Origin of the sequence: Psychrobacter frigidicola, assembly GCF_007997305.1 — a bacterium.
Classification (GTDB): domain Bacteria; phylum Pseudomonadota; class Gammaproteobacteria; order Pseudomonadales; family Moraxellaceae; genus Psychrobacter; species Psychrobacter frigidicola.
Genome location: NZ_VORZ01000001.1, coordinates 1,508,799 through 1,534,107, shown reverse-complemented (window position 1 = coordinate 1,534,107; position 25,309 = coordinate 1,508,799). Strand labels below are relative to the sequence as shown.

18 protein-coding genes are annotated in these 25,309 nt (G+C 43.9%); 16 read left to right on the top strand and 2 right to left on the bottom strand.

Going from position 1 to position 25,309, the window contains the following annotated elements; genetic code table 11:
• Window positions 1-69: 69 nt before the first annotated feature.
• Window positions 70-2,964: an excinuclease ABC subunit UvrA gene (gene uvrA, locus ES754_RS06305; RefSeq protein ID WP_147223041.1), complete on the bottom strand. Its 2,895-nt coding sequence runs from the start codon at window positions 2,962-2,964 to the stop codon at window positions 70-72.
• A 749-nt stretch (window positions 2,965-3,713) separates the two neighbouring features.
• Here uvrA and ES754_RS06300 point away from each other — a divergent pair.
• The 11 genes from ES754_RS06300 to ES754_RS06250 all read left to right on the top strand — a co-directional run bounded on the left by ES754_RS06300 (window position 3,714) and on the right by ES754_RS06250 (window position 16,969).
• Entirely contained in the window at window positions 3,714-5,078 is a 1,365-nt protein-coding gene (locus ES754_RS06300; protein WP_147223039.1) for an MFS transporter, read from the top strand.
• 76 nt (window positions 5,079-5,154) lie between these two features.
• Window positions 5,155-5,727 (top strand): DUF3833 domain-containing protein, encoded by a 573-nt coding sequence (locus ES754_RS06295; RefSeq protein ID WP_227677921.1) that lies wholly within the window; start codon window positions 5,155-5,157, stop codon window positions 5,725-5,727.
• A 251-nt stretch (window positions 5,728-5,978) separates the two neighbouring features.
• Entirely contained in the window at window positions 5,979-6,638 is a 660-nt protein-coding gene (locus ES754_RS06290; protein WP_147223037.1) for a single-stranded DNA-binding protein, read from the top strand.
• Between the two features lie 461 nt (window positions 6,639-7,099).
• Window positions 7,100-7,423 (top strand): H-NS histone family protein, encoded by a 324-nt coding sequence (locus ES754_RS06285; protein ID WP_147223035.1) that lies wholly within the window; start codon window positions 7,100-7,102, stop codon window positions 7,421-7,423.
• 221 nt (window positions 7,424-7,644) lie between these two features.
• Window positions 7,645-8,463 carry a type II secretion system protein N gene (gene gspN, locus ES754_RS06280; RefSeq protein WP_147223351.1) on the top strand — a complete coding sequence of 273 codons (819 nt, stop codon included), beginning with the start codon at window positions 7,645-7,647 and terminating at the stop codon, window positions 8,461-8,463.
• Window positions 8,464-9,378, top strand: coding sequence for a type II secretion system protein N (locus tag ES754_RS06275; RefSeq protein WP_147223033.1), 915 nt, complete (start codon window positions 8,464-8,466; stop codon window positions 9,376-9,378).
• Between the two features lie 127 nt (window positions 9,379-9,505).
• A complete protein-coding gene (gspD, locus tag ES754_RS06270; RefSeq protein ID WP_147223032.1) occupies window positions 9,506-11,749 on the top strand; it encodes a type II secretion system secretin GspD in 2,244 nt (747 codons plus the stop codon).
• A 77-nt stretch (window positions 11,750-11,826) separates the two neighbouring features.
• The gene (locus ES754_RS06265) at window positions 11,827-12,012 is read left to right on the top strand and encodes a hypothetical protein (RefSeq protein ID WP_147223030.1); all 186 of its coding nucleotides are present in this window, start codon (window positions 11,827-11,829) and stop codon (window positions 12,010-12,012) included.
• Window positions 12,013-13,068: 1,056 nt separating this feature from the next.
• Entirely contained in the window at window positions 13,069-14,067 is a 999-nt protein-coding gene (locus tag ES754_RS06260; RefSeq protein WP_147223028.1) for a TatD family hydrolase, read from the top strand.
• A gap of 104 nt (window positions 14,068-14,171) precedes the next feature.
• Window positions 14,172-15,140, top strand: a complete 969-nt coding sequence (locus ES754_RS06255) for a tRNA threonylcarbamoyladenosine dehydratase (protein ID WP_147223026.1) — start codon at window positions 14,172-14,174, stop codon at window positions 15,138-15,140.
• A gap of 11 nt (window positions 15,141-15,151) precedes the next feature.
• Window positions 15,152-16,969, top strand: a complete 1,818-nt coding sequence (locus ES754_RS06250; RefSeq protein WP_227677923.1) for a GAF domain-containing hybrid sensor histidine kinase/response regulator — start codon at window positions 15,152-15,154, stop codon at window positions 16,967-16,969.
• A gap of 138 nt (window positions 16,970-17,107) precedes the next feature.
• On the opposite strand, the gene efp is transcribed toward ES754_RS06250, so the two are convergent.
• Window positions 17,108-17,680 (bottom strand): elongation factor P, encoded by a 573-nt coding sequence (gene efp / locus ES754_RS06245; protein ID WP_147223022.1) that lies wholly within the window; start codon window positions 17,678-17,680, stop codon window positions 17,108-17,110.
• 185 nt (window positions 17,681-17,865) lie between these two features.
• Here efp and epmB point away from each other — a divergent pair, with 185 nt between their 5' ends.
• From epmB to ES754_RS06220, 5 genes are all read left to right on the top strand, one after another.
• Window positions 17,866-18,873 (top strand): EF-P beta-lysylation protein EpmB, encoded by a 1,008-nt coding sequence (gene epmB, locus ES754_RS06240; protein WP_147223020.1) that lies wholly within the window; start codon window positions 17,866-17,868, stop codon window positions 18,871-18,873.
• A 229-nt stretch (window positions 18,874-19,102) separates the two neighbouring features.
• Entirely contained in the window at window positions 19,103-21,019 is a 1,917-nt protein-coding gene (locus ES754_RS06235) for a hypothetical protein (RefSeq protein ID WP_147223018.1), read from the top strand.
• 258 nt (window positions 21,020-21,277) lie between these two features.
• Window positions 21,278-23,371 carry an EAL domain-containing protein gene (locus tag ES754_RS06230; RefSeq protein ID WP_147223016.1) on the top strand — a complete coding sequence of 698 codons (2,094 nt, stop codon included), beginning with the start codon at window positions 21,278-21,280 and terminating at the stop codon, window positions 23,369-23,371.
• Between the two features lie 102 nt (window positions 23,372-23,473).
• Window positions 23,474-24,097 (top strand): c-type cytochrome, encoded by a 624-nt coding sequence (locus tag ES754_RS06225; RefSeq protein ID WP_227677925.1) that lies wholly within the window; start codon window positions 23,474-23,476, stop codon window positions 24,095-24,097.
• A 145-nt stretch (window positions 24,098-24,242) separates the two neighbouring features.
• On the top strand, window positions 24,243-25,241 hold the full coding sequence (locus tag ES754_RS06220) for an AAA family ATPase (protein ID WP_147223347.1): 999 nt from the start codon (window positions 24,243-24,245) through the stop codon (window positions 25,239-25,241).
• Window positions 25,242-25,309: the final 68 nt, after the last annotated feature.

Sequence of the window (25,309 nt, the reverse complement as noted above, 5' to 3'; positions counted from 1 at the left end):
GTGGGGATTACTACAAAAAAAGGTTATTCCCTTAAGAATAACCTTTTCGTAACTATCTAAGAGTATTTATCAGCTTGCTTGCTGCAACATCGGCTTTAAGAACTCAGCAGTATGCGAGCCTTTAACTTCCGCTACTTCTTCCGGTGTGCCTTCAGCGATAATCAGACCACCCCCTTTACCACCTTCAGGGCCCAAATCAATCACCCAATCCGCGGTTTTAATGACGTCTAAATTGTGTTCAATCACGATGATAGTATTGCCTTTGTCACGCAGCGCATGAAGGATATTGAGCAGCTTGGCGATATCATGGAAATGCAAACCTGTGGTGGGCTCATCCAATATATAGAGCGTCTGTCCGGTATCACGCTTGGCCAGCTCACGCGCTAGCTTGACCCGTTGCGCTTCACCGCCAGATAGCGTTGGCGCTGATTGACCAAGACGAATATAACTGAGGCCAACTTCCATTAAAGCTTCTAAGCGGCGATGAATAGCGGGAATGGGGGCAAAAAACTCAGTCGCATCTTCAACCGTCATATCGAGCACATCGGCGATATTTTTGCCTTTATAACGAATCTCTAAAGTCTCACGGTTATAGCGTTTGCCATCACAGCTGTCGCAGGGTACATACATATCTGGCAAAAAGTGCATCTCAACTTTAATGAGACCGTCACCTTGGCAGGTCTCACAGCGTCCACCTTTAACGTTGAAGCTGAAGCGGCCGGGCTTATAACCACGGGCGCGCGCATCTTCAGTCTGGGCGAACATCTCCCGCACTGGGGTAAAGACACCGGTATAAGTTGCTGGATTTGAGCGCGGTGTACGACCGATTGGGCTTTGGTCAATATCGACCATTTTATCTAAGTGCTCAAGACCACTGATACTTTCAAATTTATCCGCAATAAGGGTTGAGGCATTGTTGAGCTGGGTGGCGGCTAATGGCATTAAAGTACGGTTAATCAAGGTCGACTTACCTGAACCCGACACCCCAGTAACACAAGTCATGATGCCAACAGGTATCGTCAAATCAACGTTTTGTAAGTTATTGCCGATAGCTCCCTTTAGCTCAATGGTCATCGGTACTTTTTTGGGCTTGGCTTTACCTGAAACTTCAACATCAATCATTTTTGCTTGATGACGAATTTTAGGAATCTCGATTTTCAGCTTGCCAGACATATACTGACCGGTGAGGGATTCCTCAGACGCCATAATGTCATCGACGGTTCCTTGCGCGATAACATGACCGCCATGAACACCCGCGCCGACCCCGATATCAATCACATGATCAGCGTGGCGAATGGCATCTTCGTCATGCTCAACCACCAATACGGTATTGCCCAAATCACGCAAGCGCATCAAAGTTTTCAGCAAGCGATCATTATCACGCTGATGCAGACCGATTGACGGCTCATCAAGCACATACATCACACCCATCAGACCCGCACCGATTTGGCTGGCAAGACGGATACGCTGGGCTTCACCGCCTGATAACGTTTCAGCGGAACGGGCAAGTGATAGATAATCCAGTCCGACACTGACTAAAAAGTTCAGACGCTCATTAATCTCTTTAAAGATTTTTTCAGCGACTTCCCCTTTATGACCGCCAATTTTAAGGGTCTTATAGTAGTCAGCCGCATCACCGATAGACAATGTAACGATTTCAGCAATCGTTTGGTCGTCAACGCGCACGTTGCGTGAAATCTCATTAAGACGCGCGCCATCGCAGACGTTACAAGTGGTATCGGCTAGATATTTTGCCAACTCATCACGCACTAGGTTGCTTTGGGTTTTGGCATAACGGCGCTCAAGATAAGGCAACACCCCTTCAAAAGGAATGGTCTTATTGGTTTTGCGACCGCGCTCATCGGTAAAGTTAAAGGTTAGCTTTTCTTTTCCTGAGCCTTGCATGATCAGGTCTTGCTGCTCTTTTGACAACGTTTGCCACGGGGCATCCATATCAATGCCAAAATGATTACAGACCGTAGATAGTAGGCCAAAGTAATAAGCATGGCGCTTATCCCAACCATTAATCGCCCCTTGATTCAGGCTCTTCTCATGATTGGTAATCAGCTTCTCAGCTGAGAAATATTGACGTTTGCCTAAGCCATCACAAGCTGGACAGGCGCCATATGGATTGTTAAAACTAAACATGCGCGGTTCAAGTTCAGACACGGCACGATCACAAACGGGGCAGCTGTGTTTTGCCGACATCAATTGATTGTCGCTGCCATCAGCTTTTGGATTGCCATCCATATAATGCAAGATGACCAAACCTTGACCCAAACGTAGCGCTGTCTCCAAACTTTCGGCCACCCGATTACCTAAGTCATCACGCACTTTAAAGCGATCGACGACAACTTCAATCGTATGCTTTTTGGTTTTTTCAAGCGCTGGTAGCTCGTCCATATCATAGACATGACCATCGACCCGCACACGCACAAAACCTTGTCCGACCAGTTGCTCAAGCAATACCGTATGCTCACCTTTACGGTCACGAATCACCGGTGCTAAGATCATCATTTTGCTGTCATCTGGCAGCGCCATGACCTGATCAACCATCTCAGTGACGGTCTGGGCAACCATCGGCTCGCCATGCTCTGGACAATAGGGCGTACCGATACGCGCATATAATAGGCGTAAATAGTCATAAATCTCGGTAATCGTACCTACCGTTGAGCGCGGGTTATGGTTGGTTGATTTTTGCTCAATAGCAATTGCCGGTGACAGTCCTTCAATACTATCAACTTCTGGCTTTTCCATTTGTGATAAAAACTGACGGGCATAGGCCGATAAACTCTCGACATAACGACGTTGACCTTCAGCATAAAGTGTATCAAATGCTAAAGAGGATTTACCTGAACCTGAGAGGCCAGTAATTACCACGAATTTATCGCGTGGAATGTCTAAGTCAATGTTTTTTAGATTATGGGTGCGTGCGCCGCGTATTGCGATGTGGTCATGTGCCATCGGTTACAGGTTTCCTATTTGCTAAAAGGGTTATTAAAACAAGCATAAGACTTACAGAATGCTGATTAAAAATATCAAAAAAGGTTAATTAAATGAATAGAGGTAAAAGTAAGTAGGTTTTGATGAATTAAGGATAATCATATTCTAATGTATTCATTTAAACTAAGTGAATAGTTCGTTTAAAAAGTAGAAGTTGTGTTTCAAATAGCTGTCTTTAAATAGGCTCGCTTTAACGTTGAAAAAGTATGGGTTATTGTTATAAGTTTGAATAATGTTTTTATATAAATAAAATAGTTAAAGCTTGATATTCTCTGGGCTGTTCTACTTTATTGTCATGCTGGGCGTATTATTCAAGGTATAAGTAAGTATAGGATGCACTTGGTAACAAAATTATTAGCTAAATATTGAGGTTAATGTAGGGGGGCTAAGGATATAAAAGTATCGGCAACTGAGTGCCTAATGTTTTATACTGTGGGGCTTGATTTCTAAGCCAGCCTAATAAAGATGGCGATTAGTATCATGACTATCTAGTATCATGACTATCGCTTAATAAGACTATCGCTTAATAAGACTATTAAAAATAGTCTTATTAATAGGTTAGATAGCCTTGATTAATAACCATGTTGACCAATAAATATATGAAGATATGTCGATGCTATAATAGCTATAGCTCGATTTTATAGTGTAAGGCTGTATCGTAACTAAGATACAGCACCTGAGTCGCTAAATGATAAACCAGTGAGGCACGTATGAATAGCGTAGAAAAACGGGCAATTTTAGGGGTCGGCGGCATTTTTGCCTTGCGAATGATTGGCCTATTTATGATTGTGCCGGTATTTTCTGTGTATGGTAACGACTATGCCCATGCAACGCCATTTTTGATTGGTTTAGCCGTCGGGGTTTATGGGCTTGGGCAAGCTATTTTTCAGATACCGATGAGTCTTGCTGCGGATAAATTCCCACGAAAGCCTATTATCATGCTTGGGCTGATATTGTTTGCGATAGGCGGTATTATTGCCGCCAATGCTACTGATATTTATGAGGTGATTATTGGTCGTGCGCTGGCGGGTAGTGGCGCGGTCTCTGCGGTGCTCATGGCGCTCCTAGCTGATGTCACCCGTGAGGAGATGCGTACTAAAGCGATGGCGACGATGGGATTAACCATTGCGACGTCCATTATGTTGGCGTTTGCGTTTGGGCCTTTATTGGTCGGCTCGCTTGGTATTTCAGGACTGTTTTGGTTGACCGCAGGCTTTGCCTTTTTGGCCATGTTATTGCTGTTGGTCGTCCCATCGCCTATGCGCGTTCTCAAGCACAATTTAGATAGTAAATCGATTGGTCAGCAGTTGTCTGACGTCCTCAAAATTGGTGATTTAAATCGATTACATATTGGTATCTTTGCGCTACATCTAACCATGACCGCAATATTCGTAATTTTACCGCATCAACTCTCAGAGGTCATGGGCTTAACCGTTCGCCAGCAAGGTTTGGTCTATCTGCCACTATTATTTATTGGTTTTGCCGTAGCAATCCCCTTTATTATTATTGCCGAAAAGAAACGCAAAATGCGCCAAGTATTCTTAGGGGCTATTGGCTTAATGACGGCTTCCTTAGTGATACTTGCGCTTGGCAGTCAGGTCGGCATTGGTATTATCTTAGGCTTATTGCTATATTTTATGGGCTTTAACTTACTAGAGGCGACTATTCCTTCTTGGATATCCAAACGCGCACCCGTCTCTAATAAGGCGACAGCGATGGGTTTGAATTCATCCAGTCAATTCTTTGGCGCGTTTGTTGGCGGAGCGATGGGTGGCTTGTTGCTTAATCAGCCTAACTTATTAGCGTGGGGCTTATTGGCTATTATAATGGCGGCATCTTTATTACTTATTATCCCGATTGCCGATCCACCATATCTATCAAGTACCACCGTCACGATACCGAAAAATATCGATATTCAAGACTGGGCGAGTCAAATGTTGGCGATTAATGGTGTCGATGAACTGGTAGTCATGGCAAAAGAACAAGTTGCTTATTTAAAATTAGACAAAACCCAACTGACCGATAATGCACGACAAGAACTGTCGCGTCTTGTACAAAGCCCCCTAGATATTTAAGAAAAATATACACTAAAACAGTAGCAGCTATCGAGTAACATAATAACCTCCATTCTCTATCTAAAAAGGAATTAAGATGAGTAAATTTAATAGGTTATCCAGTATGACTAAAACGCTTGCTAAGCTTGGCATAGGCTGTGGCTTGTCAATAACGTTATTGGCCTCTGGTTGTGCTACCCAAAATATTCAGGCTTATCAAGATACAACGCCAACGCTCGATATGCAGCAGTTTTTCTCAGGTCAGATTGAGGGCTGGGGAATGTTTCAAGGGCGCAATGGCGAAGTCAAAAAAAGATTTTATGTCGATATTGATGCGACTCATGAAGGTGATAATGTCATCGTTTTAGATGAGAAATTTTCTTGGGCGGATGGAACAAAGTCACAGCGTATATGGCGGCTGACTCAGCAAGCGGATGGGCAATGGAAAGGGGTAGCGGGCGACGTTATCGGTGAGGCGACGGGTGAGGTGGTTGGTAATACTTTGCATTGGCAGTATTTATTAGAGCTGCCCGTTGATGATAAAATTTATAAAGTAAACTTCGATGATTGGATGTATTTAATCAACAAAGACGTTATGCTCAATCGTTCCGTAATGACAAAATATGGTGTTGAGTTGGGTAGCGTGACTTTAAGCTTGCATCGTAAGTAAGCTGGTAGACTAACTAAAATAGCATGTTGTTTATTTAGAACGGCATAAGGTTAAACAGAGTAATATATCACGACATTAGCTGTCGTATGCAGCAAATCACCTACTGGATATTTAAGAAAAAATTGGTTAAAGTGAAATCATATTAATGATACATCAGTTAGTTTTATTAAAAAATCATTAACTTTTTGATAAAGTCAGTCATAATTAAACTTATAAATTTATAGAGTCATTCATTAAAAAAGGACGGTATTATGCGCGGTGTTAATAAAGTCATCATTATCGGTAACCTCGGTGCAGACCCTGAAACGCGCCAATTTAGTAACGGCGGTAGCGTAACCAATATCTCAGTTGCAACCTCTGAGCAATGGACAGACAAGCAAAGCGGTGAAAAAAGAGAAGCAACAGAATGGCATCGTATTGCCTTATACAACCGCTTGGGTGAAATTGCTGCGCAGTATTTGCGTAAAGGCAGTAAAGTCTATATCGAAGGCAGTCTGCAAACTCGTAAGTACCAAGCTCAAGACGGTAGCGATCGCTATGCTACTGATATCAAAGCTTCACAGATGCAAATGCTAGATGGTGCGAGTGGCGGACAAGATGGTGGCTTTGGCAACCAAGGCAATAACCAAAATACAGGTGGTCAACAAGGCTATGGTAATCAAAACCAAGGTAACCAAGGCGGTCAAAATAACTTTGGTGGTGGCCAACAGTCAAACAATCAACAAGGCGGCTATAACCAAGGGGGCGGGGCGTCAAACCAAGGTATGCAAGGGGGTGTCCAAAACAGTTTTAATAACCAGTCAAGCGCTCCCAATCAGGCCAATCAATTTAATAAGCCAACACAAGCGCCTGCTCAGCCGAAGCCAACTGCTATGCCAGATGGTCCAGTTGATGATGACATTCCGTTCTAATTTATACAATAACAAGATATTGTATTTATAAACCTATAGTTTATTGATAAGAACCCTTACTAAAGTAAGGGTTCTTTGCATTAAGTTTTGAGATTGTTATTACTCATAATGGAGTAGTACCGTAAAACTTATACAAATAACTACTCTAGTTTTTTAATAAGGTTTTCATTGTTAAAAAACTATTACTACAGACGATTTTATTAGTAAAATTGTGTTTACTAATAAAGTGTTTATCACAGTACATTAAATTAAAATAATTCTAATAAAAAATAAATGAAAAATATTCAATTTATAAATATAATGAAAGTTATTAAATACTTTAAAGCTTTGTATTTAATATTATAAGTAGTTGTGTTAATCTACCGTTCTTATAATCACTACTATTTATATTTTGTTAATACAATACTAGTGATTATTAAATGGATGAATTATATATAAATTGCATTAGAACTGAGACTATTATGAACAACAGTAATACCATTAATTTAGACAATTTGAATGTAGATGAGCTACGCGCTATTACAGAAAATGCACAGCAATTGATTACCAAAAAACAGCATCAAGGCTTGCACGACGCTTATATTCAATTTGAAAAAATTGCTAAAGCTAGCGGCAGTACGATTGAAGAGATTTTAAAAGCAGGTGAAAGCTTAGAGAAGAAACGCAATATTAAGTATCGTAATACTGAAGATAGTAATGATACGTGGACTGGCCGCGGTCGTAAGCCAACATGGTTGGTCGCTGCGCTAGCTGCTGGTCAAGATATTGAAGACTTTGCGGTATAAGTACAAGCGTTATATTTAAGCTTATATCTTAGTGTCTTAAGTATAAATCTAAGTAGATAATTATGCGTTCACTTGCTCTTTAAATAAGTGAAACAATAAGTAAGTTTTTGAAAAAACAAGAGTCAGTATCTTTTCGAGGATGCTGGCTTTTTTACTGCCATCTTTAGGCGATTGTTTGTTATGATAATGGCATTTTTATTGGTTATAAGAGTAATTTGCCTGTGGCTCACGCGTCGTCATCGTCTAATAATCGCCCTCGTAAGCTGTGGTGGCTGGTTGGATTAGTTTTGTTTGCGCTATCTGCTTTATTACAGATGCCAGCAGCGTGGGTATTGGAAAAATTTGCCCCAAACTCGCCTTATGTTCAGCATGTGTCTGGTAACTTGTGGCAAGGCTCAGCGATTTGGCAGCTACCTCTGTCCGCAACACCGCTGACTGGGGTAGCGACATGGTCATGGCAACCTTGGCAGTTGTTGCTAGGCAAGATTGGCGCAAATGTAGAGGTGAGTAGTGGACAGACGCGTCTTGATGGGCAAGTGAAATGGGGTCGTGGGTCATGGCAGATTAATGAGATGAGTGGTAAAATTGCGCCGGAAACGCTGACCAGTGTGGTCGATTGGCAATTACCTAATACGCCTATTCAGGTGAATGCGGTATCGTTGCAACGTCGAACAGGCTCAGGCTCAGGCTCAGTAGCTAAGGGTTTTAGTCAAGCAGACGGGCAGTTGACATGGGTTGGCGGTGAGGTGGGTTATCCTAGTGGCGGTAAAACATTCTATCTCACCATGCCGCCGCTGCGCGCGCAACTAAGTGTTGAGCAAAAAAATAATAAAAACTTGCTACATGTTAACTTGCTAAACAATCAAGATAAGCGTTTAGGTGATTTATATCTTGATGGCGATAACATGCTTGATGTCAGCTTAACTCAGCGTTTGTTAGAAACTATGCCAGAATACAAAGGTCAAGCGCCGCAAGATACGCCAGTAGTCAGCGTGCGCCAGCCACTATTGTCAGGGCTATCAGGGTCAGGAACGCAGTAAATGTTAATGATGACGAGCCGTCTTAAACCGGTGATTGAGATTATGAATCGGTTTTCTGGGTGGCTGCTACTGGTAGCCATTGGCTGGTTATGCTGGACAGCGGCAAGGCTTCTATGGTTATTGTTAGCAGCACCTGCGCCGCCTGCGTTGGCCATTTTGCCATTACAAAACAATGCAGCATCGGCTGTAGACCACAGCAGTATATTTGCGATATTCGCTGACCCCGCGGCCACTGCAGCAGCGGCACAACCACCGCCTAATGTCGCGCTAAAAGGGGTGCTGCTTGCCATACCAGAAAGCTTGTCTTCTGCATTATTGGACGTCAATGGAGAGGTCAAAAATTACCGAATTGGTGACAGCCTGCAAAATAGCGGCTATACGCTAATAGCAGTTGATTGGAATGCTGTTATTATTGCTGACGCCGCTGACCAACAAACAGTTATTCGCATGGCGGATTCGATGCCGCTTGACCAACGAGGACTGGCTGCCGATGCAATGGGGAATCAGCGCTTACTAAACAATAATATGTTGTCAGCTGCGCCGCCAGTTTCAGAAGGTGCGCCAATGCTCGATGGACAAAGTACGGATACTGCCGGAGTTACGGATGCTAACAATCCAAATTCGGCTATTGATGAGGCGGTGACTGGCCTGCAGGAAAACCCAGCCAATTATCTTAGCCGTATGGGTGTGATGGCATCAGGCGAAGGCTATCAAGTCACATCAGGTATGCCAGCTGGCGTACGTAACCGCTTAGGTCTGGAGCCGGGTGATAAAGTGCTGTCGGTCAATGGCAAGTCGGTGGGCAATAGCCCAGCGCAAGATGCAGGGTTATTACAGCAAATTCAGCAAGCCGGTGACGCCCAAATTGAGGTAAAACGCGGTGATCAGATCATTACTATTCGTCAGCAGTTTTAAAGTCGTCAGCAGTTCTAAAGATTAATATTAATAATTAACAACGATTTCACTTGCGCTATGCTTAGCGCCCTTCCAGCTTATACTATTCGATATACAATAAGTGATATCACAGTGGGTAATCATAACCATGGTAAGTTCGCATAAATTTTTACTGACTCCTTTGCATCATATCGTGCAACGCTTGTTATATATGTGCCGCCCGCTTTGCTTGGCGTTGCCTTTATGGGCCGCGACTTGTGGGCTTGCCAGTGCTGAGAGCTGGAAGGTCAACCTGCAAGATGCGGATATTAAGGCGTTCATTAATGAAGTGGCCACTATTACGGATCAAAACTTCGTACTTGACCCGCGTATCAATGGCAATGTGACGGTCATCTCTAATCGTGCCTTATCGCGTGATCAAATTTACGAGTTGTTTTTAAGTGTGATGCAAGTCAATGGTATTGCAGCTATTAAATCAGGTAATACTACCAAACTCGTACCTGATAATGTCGCTAAGCAATCAGGAATTGCGGTTGATTTGCGTGGGGTGACGGTCGGTGAAGAGCTGACAACGCGGGTTATTTATTTAACCAATACCCAAGCGGTAGAAGTCCTAGGCGTCATTCGTCCATTGATGCCGCAGTCTGCGCATGCCACTGCCGTACCGGGTATCAATGCATTGGTGTTGTCTGATCGCGCTGAAAGTCTTAATCAATTGACTGCCTTAATACGTGACTTAGACAGCAACGTCAATGACAGTTTACGGGTCATACCACTGCGCCATGTCGATGCTGAGCGTATGATGGATTTAATCAGCGCTCTTGTCGCCAGCGCTGGTAGCGCCCAAGGTCAAGGCGGTGACCAGCTAAAAGTCATTGCCGATACTTCCAGCGATAGGCTGCTGGTCAAAGGCAGTCCCGAGATGATTGCTAAAGTACAAGACATGGTCAATCAGCTCGATACCACACCAACGCGGCGATTAAGTGGTCTGCGCGTGTTTCGCTTGAAATACGCCAGCGCCAACCATATCGCGCAAATGCTACGCGGTCTGCTTGCCAATCAGTCGATTAATAGTGCGGGTACGACCTCAACTTTAGAATCGGCTTCCCTAACGGATACGAGTACTATTGGTGCGACTTTGAATAGTGCTGGGAATGAAGTACTCAATAGTAATAGTGCAACGGTTATCCCTGCTTCTGGTTCGGGCGGTTCAGGAATCGGTATCGGCGGTCGTCCCTTTAGCATCATCGCTGATGAAACTCAAAATGCGGTCATTGTTAATGCCTCACCTGAGCTTATGTTTGAAATTGAAGATGCGGTCAATCAGCTTGATAATCGCCGTGCCCAAGTTTTGATTCAAGCAGCCATTGTTGAAGTATCTGGCGATGATGCCACGCAGCTCGGCGTGCAGTGGGCGTTAGGCAATGCCAATAGTGGCTATGGGGTAGTGAACTTTAATAATGTCGGTGCAAGTGCTGCAACGCTCGCGGCTGCGGCTTTATCCGGCGGTGCTGGCATTAGCGCCGCTGCGGGTTCTATTGCTGGCGCGTTGCTTGGTATTGGCAGCAGCAGTAAAGACAGTAAAGGCAATGCCCAGTTTTATGGGGCTATCTTGCAAGCGTTAGACTCCTCTACCAGCGCCAATCTGCTGTCCATGCCGTCGATTTTGACCTTGGACAATGAAAAAGCCAGTATTTTAGTCGGTCAAAACGTGCCTTTTGTTACGGGCTCTTATACGACTAGCGGCAATAACTCGAACAACCCTTTTCAGACTATTGATCGCCAAGATATCGGTATCAATCTCAACGTCATACCGCACATTGGTGACAATGGCACGGTGCGCTTAGAGGTCTCACAAGAGGTTTCTTCTGTGGTGCCCAGTAGTATCGGTAATGCCAGCGGTTTAATTACCAATAAGAGCCTGATTAACACTACTATTTTAGCAGACGACCAACAGACTATTGCACTGGGTGGCTTGATGCGTGATAACACCACAACCAGTCAACAAAAAGTCCCTGGTTTAGGCAACGTACCACTCATTGGACGCCTGTTTCGCTCTGACAATGACAACACACAAAAGAGTAATTTAATCATATTTTTACAGCCAACTATCTTGCGTGATGGTGGTGCAGTTGCCAGTGTGACTGAGCGTAAATTTAATCAAATGCGTGTGTTGCAATTGGTTATCGATAAAAACGGAACAATTAAACAGTTGCCATTGAGCGGTACTGAAGGCTGGGATGGCGCAATCAGTCAGGATTATGAGCTGATGCCACTCAATCCACTGGTACCTAAACGTGACCAAACCCCAAAGCCTGCTGCTACTAGGAAAAACGTCACTAGAGTTGATAGTGGTAGTAATGATATTAAAACGTATCCGCTCAGTCGCTAAGGCTGTGTTGAAAAATATTGGGCATAACGCTAAAAACTATCAAATTATAAATTTTTCAAACCACACAGAGGTTAGCCATGAGTAAGCCTGTAACACAACCGCCAAGCAGTAATAGTAATAGAAAAAAGTGGCTGGCTTTAGGTCTGGTAGGTGTCGGACTATTGCTGATTCCAAGGCGTAGCAGTCGCAAAGATACTTCTTATTCTGATAACGTAGCAAATGAAGAATTAAAAAACGAGGCTTCCAAAGCTGAAAGAGCCTAAAGCTAAAAGCACGTCACTGTTTAATGAAAATATACAAAACAGCTAGTTTCTAACATAACTTATCTAATGGCGCTCTTATTTCGATACAAATTCGCGTTAACATTACGCTATTATCTTAAATGTCTTTTATACATAGCAAACCTCATGAGCTTCAAAGGTAATAAACAAAGAGATGTCAATGGTTTACTAACAAGAAGAGAGGGTTACTCTCTAGGATTAGCGATGCTTTTGATTATTAGTAGTGTTTTGGCGAGGTGTGAGCATCAGCCTGAATCTGTATTTTAGCAACAAGCTTAATTAGCAACAAGCTGAAACTGATTCCGCTAGTGAAATTGAGACGCGGGCGCATACAAGCCAGCAGGTGGCTGTTATTGCTCCCGAGCAGCTGTGGCTGATTAATGTTATATGGGAAACTATTGCCCAAAGGTTAGCACCGGAGACGCCACTTGCAAGCGAAGTTGAAACCGCTAAAAAACGGTCTCGATGTTATTTAACCAAATTGCCTATGCCGACCACGTTGTGGATACCTTACCTTTGTACCAGCGTATTGATACGGAGCTAGTGCTAAATTCTACAACAGACAAACGACAAATAGGTAAGCCTACCAGCGCTAAAAAAATGAGCTAAGCTCTGCTGATACTGCTTATCTAGTGATACAATTAAATCAACAGCGCGATGCTAAACATAATCCCTAGTTGAGCTATGCCATGTTAGATATGCAAAAAAAGCTCCGGCTCACCATTGACGATATTTTATTACCACAAGTCACAACCGATGCTCTGCTACTCTTATTTCAGACCGCTAAAAAAGGCTATTGAGATTTACAAAATAGTGAGCCGCAAGTCATTGATCTAAAAGAGTTATCAGATCCGAAAGTAGGTAGTATGAATTTAATCGTGCCTTATACTTGGCTGCAAGGTCTCATTAAGCCGCTATATGTCGTACAAACATCGGCGGCTCTCGATAGTAATCAATAAATAAAGATACACTCTAATTATTATAAAAACTATAATTCCCTATGTTTAATATGCAAATTATCGATTGTGGAGACTGTTTATGACTGCTATCGATCTATCACTGAAAGTTGAATCTAAAGGGCTATCACTACCTCACAGCTTTCCTTTGATTGATACCCATACCCATTTCGATGCCCCCGTATTTGATGAGGATAGAAGTCAACAAGCACAGCAGGCTTACGGACATGGCGTCCGCCATTTAGTACTGGTGGGTTATTTAGCTCGGCATTTTGACCGTCTTTACGAGACCCAACAGGCATTGATGCCGTCTGAGGCTTTGATGGCGACCTCTTCTCAATCATTAAAAGCAATGCCGCAGACCCATATTGCTTTAGGATTGCATCCTTTTTATATTGAGCAGCATACCGACGCGCACTTAGAGCAGATGACGCAGCTATTAGAAAAACAACGACCACTGGCTATCGGTGAAATTGGGCTCGATACCTTTACCGATATCATGAAGCAGCCTGAGATGCTTGCTAAGCAGCAGCGTTTTTTTAATGCTCAATTAGATATGGCGGTGAGTCATCAATTGCCAGTCATGCTGCATATTCGTAAAGCCCATGCCGAAGCGTTGTCATTATTAAAGGCACACGATTATAATGCCCATAAGTTGGGTGGTATCGCTCATAGTTTTAGTGGCGGCGAGCAAGAAGCCAAAGCTTTTGTTAAGTTGGGTTTTAAGCTGGGCGTTACCGGACAAGTCACCAATCCTAACGCCAAAAAACTGCGGCGTGCTATTCAAGCGGCAGTAGCCAATTATGGCGTTGAATGTTTAGTCATTGAAACAGATTGCCCCGACATGACACCGATAATGTGTCAAATATCAAATCCTAGTCGGTCAGCGCTTGGGCAAAGTACAGATAACGAGTGGCAAGGGGCTGCGGGTCACAATCGTAATGTACCGGCTAATCTGCCATGGGTGCTATACAGTCTTAGTGAATTACTAAATGTTGCCCCTGCCGACCTTGCACGGCAACTGTGGCAAAATAGTTGTGATGCGTTACACGTTACATGGGCGTATCCGCATGATCTATAAGTACTGATTTATCACTATTTCAGTATGAATATACTTATATGACGGCAATATCGCTATTTTATTTCACGTTACTATTTTTTTATTATAAGAGCTTTTTATTCCTTATGAGTCATCAACCGCCTGCTACAGATTCTAAGCCTATTCAAACGCTGTTAACTTCTTGTTCACCATTAAAAGTAAGCGATAATCCGGTTTCTAGTATTAACATAGAGGCTATAAATAATTTATCATCTGACGCGCAATCTCAAGATCAGCATAACGAACAATCTGATGAGCACCAGTATCAGCGCCGCTTTCAGGGGACACAAACCCTCTACGGAACCGCTGCATTCGATATTTTTGCTGCTGCTCATATTTATGTTATTGGGGTCGGCGGAGTAGGTTCTTGGGTCGCCGAGGCGCTGGCACGAACAGCAGTGGGCACCATTACGTTGATAGATTTAGATGTGTTGGTGGCGTCCAACGTCAATCGGCAACTGCCTGCCCTAGATAGCACCTTTGGCCAAAGTAAGATTGCGGCAATGGGCGTACGTCTTTCTGAGATTAATCCGCGCGTCACTTTACATCTGGTCGATGATTTTTTGACCCCTGATAATGTCGCAGCTTTACTGCCGAGTAGAGCTTTCGCTAAAGACGCGGCCGCTGCCAATCGTCCCATTGTTATTCTAGACTGCGTAGACGATATGTCGGCAAAGCTTGCAATTGCGCTGCATTGTCGCTTTAATAAACTAAAGCTTATTTGTGCGGGCGGCGCTGGGGGAAAAATTGACCCATGTCAAATTACGGTCAGCGACTTAAAAGAGTGTTATCAAGACCCACTGCTAGCACGACTGCGCTATAAGCTGCGTTTTGAGAAAGGCATTAATAAGGGGCTAAAAGAGAAGTTTGGCATTAAATGTGTGTATTCAACCGAGCCGCCGCGGGTAGATAAAAGCTGCCAAACGGGCGGTTTGCACTGTGGCGGCTACGGTTCTGCGGTAACGGTAACGTCAGTGGTTGCGATGATTATGGTCAGCGAGGCACTAAAAATGCTGACGAAGCACGCTGCAATGGCGCAACCTTACATTGATTAATGGAGACTCCCGTGTCTACTTATACTTATCCGCTAGCGAGTGATGATGAGGCTCGTATTGCTAAGCTACTGGAATTCCAAGTGCTCAATAACGATGTTGAGCCGGCCTTTACACGCCTAACAGATTTGGTCAAACTGTTCTTCGATGTACCGATTGTTACCATCAGCTTTATTGATGCGGATACCCAATATTTGAAGTCGTCTCATGGACTTGGTAATTTATGTAGTACCAAGCGAGAAGTATCGATTTGCAACTATACTATTTTATCTGATGAGATTCTTTTGGTACCCGACTTATCAATTGATGAACGCTTTATTTATAATCCATTAGTTATAGAAGCGCCCTATTTGCGTTTCTATGCTGGCGCGCCGATTATGTTGTATGAGGACGACCAAACTTACCGATTAGGATCCCTGTGTATCATTGATACGGTTCCCAATTATAACTTTGACGATAAGCAGGCACAGCTGCTTCAGCAGTTTGCTATCATGACTGCAGATACTTTACAGCTACGAAAAAAGCAGTACCAATCTAAGCATGCCAACGAGATGAAGTCAGAATTTTTGGCTAATATGAGCCACGAGATTCGCACTCCGATGAATGGTATCGGGGGTATGGTTGAGATGTTGGATGATACCGAGCTGACCCATGAGCAACAAGAATATGTGGATAATATAAAGGTCTCAAGTGAGCATTTACTGTCCATTATCAATGGTATTTTAGATTTATCCAAGGTCGAGTCCGGTAAGATGACCGTTGATATGGTACCGATGAATTTATCGGTATTATGCAACGAAGTTATCAGTTTATTTTCGGTAAAAGCCCGTCAGCGTGGTCTAACTTTAGAATATCATTATACCGAAGCGCTATCGCCTTATGTTCAAGGGGATCCGGTGCGGCTCAAACAAATTTTATCTAACCTAGTCAATAATGCCATTAAGTTTACCCGTGAAGGTGGATACGTAAGTATCAATGTCAACCATGCTCCCCATTGCCACTGTGCGCCTTGTTCTGATGAAGGTGCTGATAACAGTGATATTAATAGAGGCAATGGCCATGTTGATATCAGTGTCAATAATAGTGTCAATAACAGTACCGATAATGATGACCATGAGTCTCATGACTGCGATGAGATGACGTTATGTATCACAGTGACGGATAGCGGTGTTGGTATCAAGCCTGAATCTTTAGAGGCGATATTTGATGCTTATAATCAAGCAGACAAATCAACCCATCGGCTCTATGGCGGTACTGGTCTTGGGTTATCCGTCTGTAAATCGTTGGTGGAGCTTATGGGCGGGCGCATTTGGGCAGATAGTGTGGTCGATGAGGGCACAACTTTTCAGGTGTTATTACCACTTGAAACCCTCGATAAGTCAGAATATGAGTTTTGGCAATATTCTGATCGGATAGAGCCTGAAGTGACCTCTCAGCATACCGGTCATATATTGCTGGTCGAAGATGACAAGGTCAATGCCATTATTGCGCAAAAAGCCCTACGTAGTAGTGGTCATACGGTTACCCATGTCACGGACGGACAACAAGCAATAGATGAGTTTGCAGCCAACCCTAAGCGTTATGATGTGATTCTGATGGATCACCATATGCCTATCATGGATGGCATACAGACGACTATTAAGCTGCATGAGCTTTATGAGGCCAGCGAGTTGCCACCCATCATAGCCTTAACGGCCAATGCAATGGATGGTGAACGTGAAAAGTACTTGCAAGTTGGGATGCAAGATTATTGCACTAAGCCTTTTAAAAAAGAGCAGCTTAACTCGTTGGTACAATACTGGTTGATGTATAAACAATTAATGCAAGAGTAACGAGCAGGTACAATTAGCAATATTTTCGAATAAAAAGAAGTCAATTTTTATCGTCTATTATAAAAAAGCTCAACCCTCGTAATGAGAGTTGAGCTTTTTTATTCGTTATTTGCGTCTATTGATAAGGATCTTATAGACTTAGCTGACGCGCGTTTGGTAATCGCCCGTACGCGTATCGACACGTACAATCTCACCTTGCTGGACGAACAACGGCACACGTACTACCGCACCTGTCTCTAAGGTGGCAGGTTTGCCGCCACCACCTGAGGTATCACCTCGTAAGCCGGGATCGGTTTCAGTAATTTGTAATTCAACAAAGTTAGGCGGGGTAATGGTTAACGGCACACCATTAAATAAGGTTATTGTACAAAGGTCGTTTCCGTTTTCTTTTAGCCATTTTAGCGCATCGCCAACGGCGATTTTGTCAGCTTGTAGTTGCTCAAAGCTTTCAGGATGCATAAAGTGCCAAAACTCACCATCGTTGTACAGATAGTTCATTTCAGTGTCGATGACGTCAGCCGCCTCTAAGCTCTCACCTGACTTAAAGGTTTGCTCAAGCATTCTACCACTGCGTAGATTGCGCATTTTGACGCGGTTGAACGCCTGACCTTTTCCGGGTTTAACAAATTCATTCTCAAGGATGGAATAAGGGTTGCCGTCGAGCATCACTTTTAGACCGGCCTTAAATTCGTTGGTAGAAACAGTTGCCACAAGAGACTCCTAAGGATTGAGAAGGGTTACTATAATAAAGCATATCAATGATAAAAGGATAAATAGGGGTAAAGCATAACGCGTGTCTAACTTGCTTGAACGGGACACATTAAACGAGCATCCTTTGATAGCGTCATGACGAACAGCGTATAATGTCGTTTTTTAGGTATACGTAGTAGGCTGTCATGATAAACCATTTAATCACACAAAAAAACTGGCAAACGCAATTATCCGAAGCTATCACCTCCATTGATGAATTACTTGAGATACTGAACCTTCAGTCTTTAAAAGCGCAGATTTATTTGCCTACGCATTTCGAGCTGCGTGTACCGCGCGCATTTGTGGCGAAAATGGGGGTAGGCGATGCGAATGACCCTTTGCTACAGCAAGTATTGCCAAACCAGATGGAGCAAGTCAGCGTTAGTGGCTATATCACAGATCCTTTAGCCGAAAATACGCAAAATCCTATCAAAGGCTTGCTGCATAAATATGAGTCACGCGTGCTATTGACGCTGACTGGGGCATGCGCAATTCACTGTCGCTACTGCTTTCGCCAGCATTTTGACTATAGTGCTAATATGCCAACGTCCAGTACAGAAGCGGATATTATTAACTATATCAGCGCCCATCCTGAAATTAATGAAGTTATATTAAGTGGAGGCGACCCGTTGAGCGTGACCAATCGGCGCTTGTTTGCGTGGCTTGATATCTTAGAAGCGCTGCCACAATTGACCACCATTCGCTTGCATACCCGCCTGCCAATCGTTATTCCAGCGCGCTTAGACAACGAATTGTTAGAACGGCTGGCACAAAGCCGCTGTCAAATCGTGATGGTTGTTCACTGCAATCATGCTAATGAGATTGATGAGCTGACCGCTATCGCCTTACAACGTGCGCGTGCGGCAGGTCTGACTTTACTCAACCAAACGGTCTTATTAGCGGGTGTAAATGATAGTGCCTCAGTACAAGTGGCGCTCAGTCAGCGGCTATTTAGTGCTGGCGTGTTGCCGTATTATTTGCATGTACTGGATAAGGTGGCTGGTGCGGCGCATTTTGACTGTGACGAGCGGTCAGCTTGTGACTTATATTGGTTGCTACTAGCGGCGCTGCCTGGTTATTTAGTGCCCAGACTGGTCAGAGAGCTGCCGAATAGACCATTTAAGGTGCCCGTTGACATTTACAAACAGGCTTAGAGTGGTCACTATAATGCGTAACTATGTATTAATTTAGACTCAAAATAAATAGTAAGCATTTGCTAGTTTATTATAATATCCTCTATCTACTAGCCCCTTTTTATCATTTACATAGAAAGGAGAGAAGCTTCCTGCTTGATGACGACAGTGGCTTTTATTAAACATGGTTGGTTTGTAAATAGGGGCTCATAAGTGACTGCCCATGGATGATTGTTAAGGAGCGCTGAGGATGAACTTATCGACTTTTCAAGCTTATTTGGTGTCTAAAGCGCCCTTGCCAACGCCGCCGCGTCATTATTTAAACGGGGAAGAAAAGCAGTTACTAAAATGGGCGGCAAGTCTGCCGATGCAGTCAGAAGAGGATCAGGCCAGTCAGTTAGAAAAAATACTTACCGAGCTTAGTGTGGCTGATATTAATGATGAGTTACGTCTGCGTCTCATGAGTATTGTTATGACTGCTACGGACCGGCTGATTGCCGCTTTACGTAAGCATTATATCTATGAGGTGGGCCCGCTTAGCGATAGCCATCTTGACCTCATGGATCAAGTAAAGTCGCTATATTATCTAAATGTATTGGTTTTTGATGCGATAGTTCGCCGTGAAAGCTTGGCACTAAACTACCAACAGCAGCAGCGCGCCCCAAGCCCAAGCGCGTGGAAACGTTTGATGACGCCAACCCGTGTGCCGTCATTTACGTTAGCCGTAGCTATTTATCAATCATTATTAACTTACCAAAAGCTGTTATGCGAAAAAGCTATTTGTTATCAAAAGCCGCCGCTTTATATGTGGTCAGAGTTGAATCAGCTCTATCATTTGGCCTGTCAGTATAATCTGACTCAGTTAGAGCTAACCCCACATGTCGTCACAAAGCAGGCGACGAGTATTCATCAGCTTTATTGCCAAGTTTGTCTACATAGTTTACTCAATGTATTGGCCATGAGGCGGGCAAGTATCTTGTTAATACAGCGCTTAATTCCGGAGTGGGCAGTACACATTAATGCCACCTTGGAGCCGCAGACACAGACGCGCGTTTTTATTAATCTAAGAAGTGACAACCCCCCTGAATATCTGACTGCGCTCACTCCCTTGAATCCGTATGAAGAAGATCAAGACTGTTTGTTTATAGAGCTTGAGCCCTTAGCCACTTACTTACGCCAGCGTCAACATGAACTATTGGCTGCAGATAAAAATCTGACCGAATATCGCCTAGTGACCAAAATTCTAATGGCGATTACCCACCGTTATATCGCCCGTCAAACGACCACCTTATCTAAGTACAGCCCTAAAAAGCGCGCCACGGTCATTACAGGCTTTAACGATATTCATTACCGTGTGGCAGGCAATCGTAGTTTAATGCATATGATTGCGCCGCAAGACTTGCCGGTCGAGTATCTGCCGCGCTACGACACCGCTCCCAGAAAAGACGCTATCCCGCCGGTGTTTGAGATAGAGGTGCAGGAGAGTACCGAGACGATGTCTCATTTTAGGACACTGCGTTTGCTTACGGTACAAGATATTGTAGCGCAGCAAGGAGTGGCCAACGCGGGCTTCAATAAGACCAAAAAGGAAACAAATATTAACGGGCCGCTGATACCTTCTTTAACTGAGATATTTGAGCCCATAACTATTGAAGAGGCCAAACAAGCCAGTGACAGTGTGTTTGACAGCTTTTTGGCAACCGCACCGCCGCGCCTACAAATTATGAGCTTATTCTTATTAAGTAATCATCGAGACTCTGAGAACCAAGAGGCTAAGAATAAAGAACCTGAGAATAAAGAGCATAAGAATAAAAAGTCTAACCCTCAAGGAAATGATAAGGAACATTGGTCTTTAGGCATGGTGCGTTGGCTCACGATTGATGAAGAATATATCGAGGTTGAAGGCCAGATTTTAGGACACGCGCCAAAGGCTTGTGCATTGCGCTTGGACAATCGAGACAGTCGCAGCCAAAGCTTTATTCCCGCATTGCTGCTGGCGGCTGAGGACACCTTACAAACCACTTCAAGTTTGCTGGTACCCTCGTATCATTTTAAAACGGACGATAAAGTAATCATTCGTTTAAATGACCAGCAACAACGGTTGCGCCTGCAGCGCAGTCTGTTAAATACGGAAGAATTCACTCAATATGAAGTCATTCGTCTTTGAGATCAGAGTGCTAAAGCATCTGATTTTAAAAAATAGGAGCTTTTCATTGTATAGTTATGCTAATAAGTGAATATAAGTCGAGATAATAGGTAGCATAAGTGACTCGACCGTTTATAATTGATATTGATTTATAATCACTACTCTCAATAATCGACACTGTTTTTACAATGAGGATCATTGATAACTTGCTTTACTCAAAACGGATACTACGATTGAATCGTACATTATTATGTGGCAAAAAAATAAACAAGGCCTGCTATGCGAAATAAAGCCCTCTTAAATCTATTGGTTATAGACGAAGATCAGCTGTACGCTGAACGTCTAGTAAGTTTACTCTCCTCTTATTATGAAGACGTTAACTTGGGGTTTTTGGATGATGAAGAGGAGCTTTTAAAAATATTGCGCCAGCAGTGGGATGTGTTGGTATTTGGGCGCGCCTATGATTTGAGTTTTACCGATGTGGTGGGTATCGTTCAAGAACAAAGTCTTGACTTGCCAATGATTGGGCTTATGAGTGATGATTTGGCGGTCACAGGACGCAATGATGATGGGTTGCCAGCTGTAATTGATGGCAATATGGTCAAAGCGTTGTTGGCAGAAAAGGAGACTGAGGTGGTTATGGCGATATGTTTACAGCATGCCAGCTTGTGTAGCCGCCGGTATCTCAAGACCTTGCGTTATATTCTATCTGAGGCCGAACAGCGCGCCAATATTTTAATCAAAAACTCTAAGAGTGCCGTTGCTTATTTGGATCAAGGCATTCATATTTTTGCCAATGATCCCTATTTAGAATTATTTGGCTTTGAGGATTTTAATGACATTATTGGGGTTCCCGTTATTGATTTGATTGCCGGCGGTGATAATATTAAAGGCTTTAAGCGGTTTTTAAGCCAGTTTGATAAAGGCAGTCGCGCGCAAGTTGAATTTAAGTTTGAGAGCCGGCGTACCGATGGCACTACCTTTGAGGCCAAGCTCCAACTGGCCGCCGCCACTTTAGAGGGCGAGCCGGTTACGCAAATTATTATTCAACAAAATAATAATAATAGCGCAGAGATTGCCAAACGGTTATCGGTGGCGGAGCGTCAAGACAGCTTAACGGGTCTGAACAACCGACGTGGGTTTGAAGAGTATTTTGAGACGCTATATCAGCTGGTACTAGAAAATAAAACGAATGCCGGACTGTTCTATATTCAGTTGGATAATATCGGCAAAATTAGTACCAGCTTAGGCTTGCAAGGGGTCGATGCGACCATCAAGCAAGTGGGGTATGCTTTGGATGAGAAGATTAGTGGTGGGTTTGTGAGCCGATTTAGTGATACCGCTTTCACTGTATTGGTAGAAAACTTGACTACGTCCGCCTTAAAAGAATTGGCTGAGCGTATTCGAGTGAGCATTAGTGAGATGTATATTGATGTGGACAAACGTACCACAAATACCACCGCTAGTATCGGTATCGTCAAAATTGAGTCCAATTCCGCTGAGCCAACCGTACTGCTGGAGCGTGCTATTGATGCGGTGAATGATATTAGAATAAAAACCCAAAACCAAGGTGATGCCTGTCATTTTTATAACCCTAGTGAACATGCTACTAATGATGACAATGCGCTGGCAGAATCGTTAATCAATGCCATTGCGCATAATCACTTTGAGTTATTTTTTCAACCCATGTATGACATTAATACGGATCGCAGCGATTTCTTTGAAGTCTATTTGCGTCTACCTTTATCTGATACCGAAAATACTGTTCTAAGCCCTGATGGCTTTATGTCTGTTGCAAAAACCCATAAATTACGTGAAAAAATAGACCGCTGGGTATTGATAAATGCCTGTAAGCAGCTCAATGAGGTACGTAAAACACATCCGCAAGCACGTATACTGGTGCAGTTGACTAGCGCTTCATTAATTGATAAAAAGCTGCCTAACGTTGCAAGTCAGCTGATTAACGCGGTGGGCGGTGCGGCCGGAGCCCTGACGTTGCAGTTTAATGAACAAGATGTGGCCAATCACTTAACAGTGGCTAAAGCACAGTTTGCGGCCCTCAGTCGAGTCGGCTGTCAAGTGGGTATCCATCACTTTGGTAAGGCCGCTAAAGCCATTGAAATTGCCGATTTTGTGCAGCCTAACTTGATTCGGCTTGCACGGAACTATGTTGAGGGCATCAATAATGCGGATAATTTGGAAACAGTTAAGTCGCTTATCCTGCGTGCTAAAGCGCTGAACATTGATGTGCTGATGCCGTATATTGAAGAGGCCGCTACCATGTCAGTGTCTTGGAGCGTGGGCGCGCGTTATCTGCAAGGGTATTATCTTGAAGAGCCAAGCAGAACCATGCATATCGCTCCCGAAAAATAACGTATACCCTACTAGGTAGCACGTAAACCACTCCGTACAAACCATCCTTTTAATAACAAGTCACTTTGATAATAAGTCGCTTTAATAATAAGCTGTATAGTTATGTTTAATACCAAAAAGCCACAACGTTGCTGTGTTTTAGCCGCTCCGCTAATAGTACTGTCCATGCTAGCGCTTACCGCTTGCGATCGCACGCCACCAGATTATCGTCCTCTTGTGACCCTACCACTATATACTGCAGGCGACGCTGACAACGGGGCGCTGATTTATGAGGACGCTTGTAGTCAATGCCATCAGCTTAATCCGGGGAGCAATAAAAAGGGCCCGCAGTTGATGAATATTTATGGTGCACCAGCGGCAGAGTTAGCAGATTATAAATATAGTGAAGGTCTGTCAAATTCAGGCTGGATATGGGATGCTGAAACGCTTGACCCTTATATTGCCGATGCCGAAAAGGCGATGGCCGATTCAAAGATGCTAGCCGATCCGATGCCAGATGCTAGTGAGCGCGCTGATGTCATCGCTTATTTATCCACCCTGCGTGATGAAATTCCTGCTCTTGACGAAGATGGGTTTCCAATAAAAGGTGGTGATGCTAATAAAAGCGCTGATATAACGCCTGATAAAGGTAGTGCTAGTACAAGTAATGAGCAGTCAAAGATGACTAACGAACCAGTCGATGTGTCGTCTGACCCAGCCCAAAAACCTGCAGCTGATTTTAGATAGATTGAGCCTTTAACCGCGTGTGTTCTTATTAATATTACCCTTAAATCCATTTATAATAATAAAAATTCGGTGGTTTATTATGCGCCAATCTCAACCTCAAGCTTTTGATAACCCTATTAATACGTCTAATGGCAATATTTCTACCATGCCAATAAATAGTTCATCTGTCAGTACAAAAGAGCAGGCTGTGCTTGTTACCGATGATTATCGTCCTAACCAGCAGCAAGTCGCGCAACTATTAGGGCAGCTTAATCAAGTTGTGTTGGACAAGCCGCAAGTGGTCAAGCTGGCACTCAGTTGTGTGCTGGCAGGCGGTCATCTGTTGCTACAAGACTTGCCGGGTATGGGCAAGACAACGTTAGCACAGGGATTGGCGCAGCTATTAGGTTTAACCTTTAACCGAGTACAGTTTACCAATGATATGTTGCCCGCTGATATTTTGGGTATGAGTATTTATAACCAAGCCACGTTGGATTTTGAGTTTCGTCGCGGGCCCATTTTTACTCAGCTGTTACTTGCGGATGAGATTAATCGCTCTAGCCCCAAGACCCAAAGTGCGCTGCTTGAGGCGATGGAAGAGCGGCAAGTGACTCAAGATGGGCAGACTTATCGCTTACCGCAACCGTTCTTCGTGATTGCCACCCAAAACCCCTTGCAGCAAGCCGGTGTCTATCCACTGCCTGAATCACAGTTGGACCGATTTTTGATGTGTTTATCACTGGGCTATCCGTCACCGGCTGCGGAGCGCGCTTTGCTCCAAGGGCAAGATCGCCGCGAGTTACTGGCGACGTTAAAGGCCCTATTTAATACGGATGCGGTGTCATTGGCGCAGCAAGGCGTGCAGCAGGTTTATGTGGCGGATGTGGTGCTCGATTATCTGCAACGTTTGGTGGCAAAAACACGGGTCAGTCAAGAGTATCACGGTCTGTCACCACGCGGCGTCCTATCACTACAGCGTGCTGCTCAAGCGCATGCCTATGCATCGGGGCATAATGAGGTATCGCCTGAGGATATCCAAGCCGTATTTGCGGCAGTGACCGATCATAGGCTCGGGCAGCGTTTTGTCTCGCCTAATGCACTCAGTGGCCAAGCCCCGCAAACCATTGCTCAACGTATCTTGGCTGATGTCGCGGTCATTATTTAGGACTGCTTTTTAAATCCATTTGTTTAATATAGCTTGTTTAAGCTCATACATTTGAATAAGTCACTTTA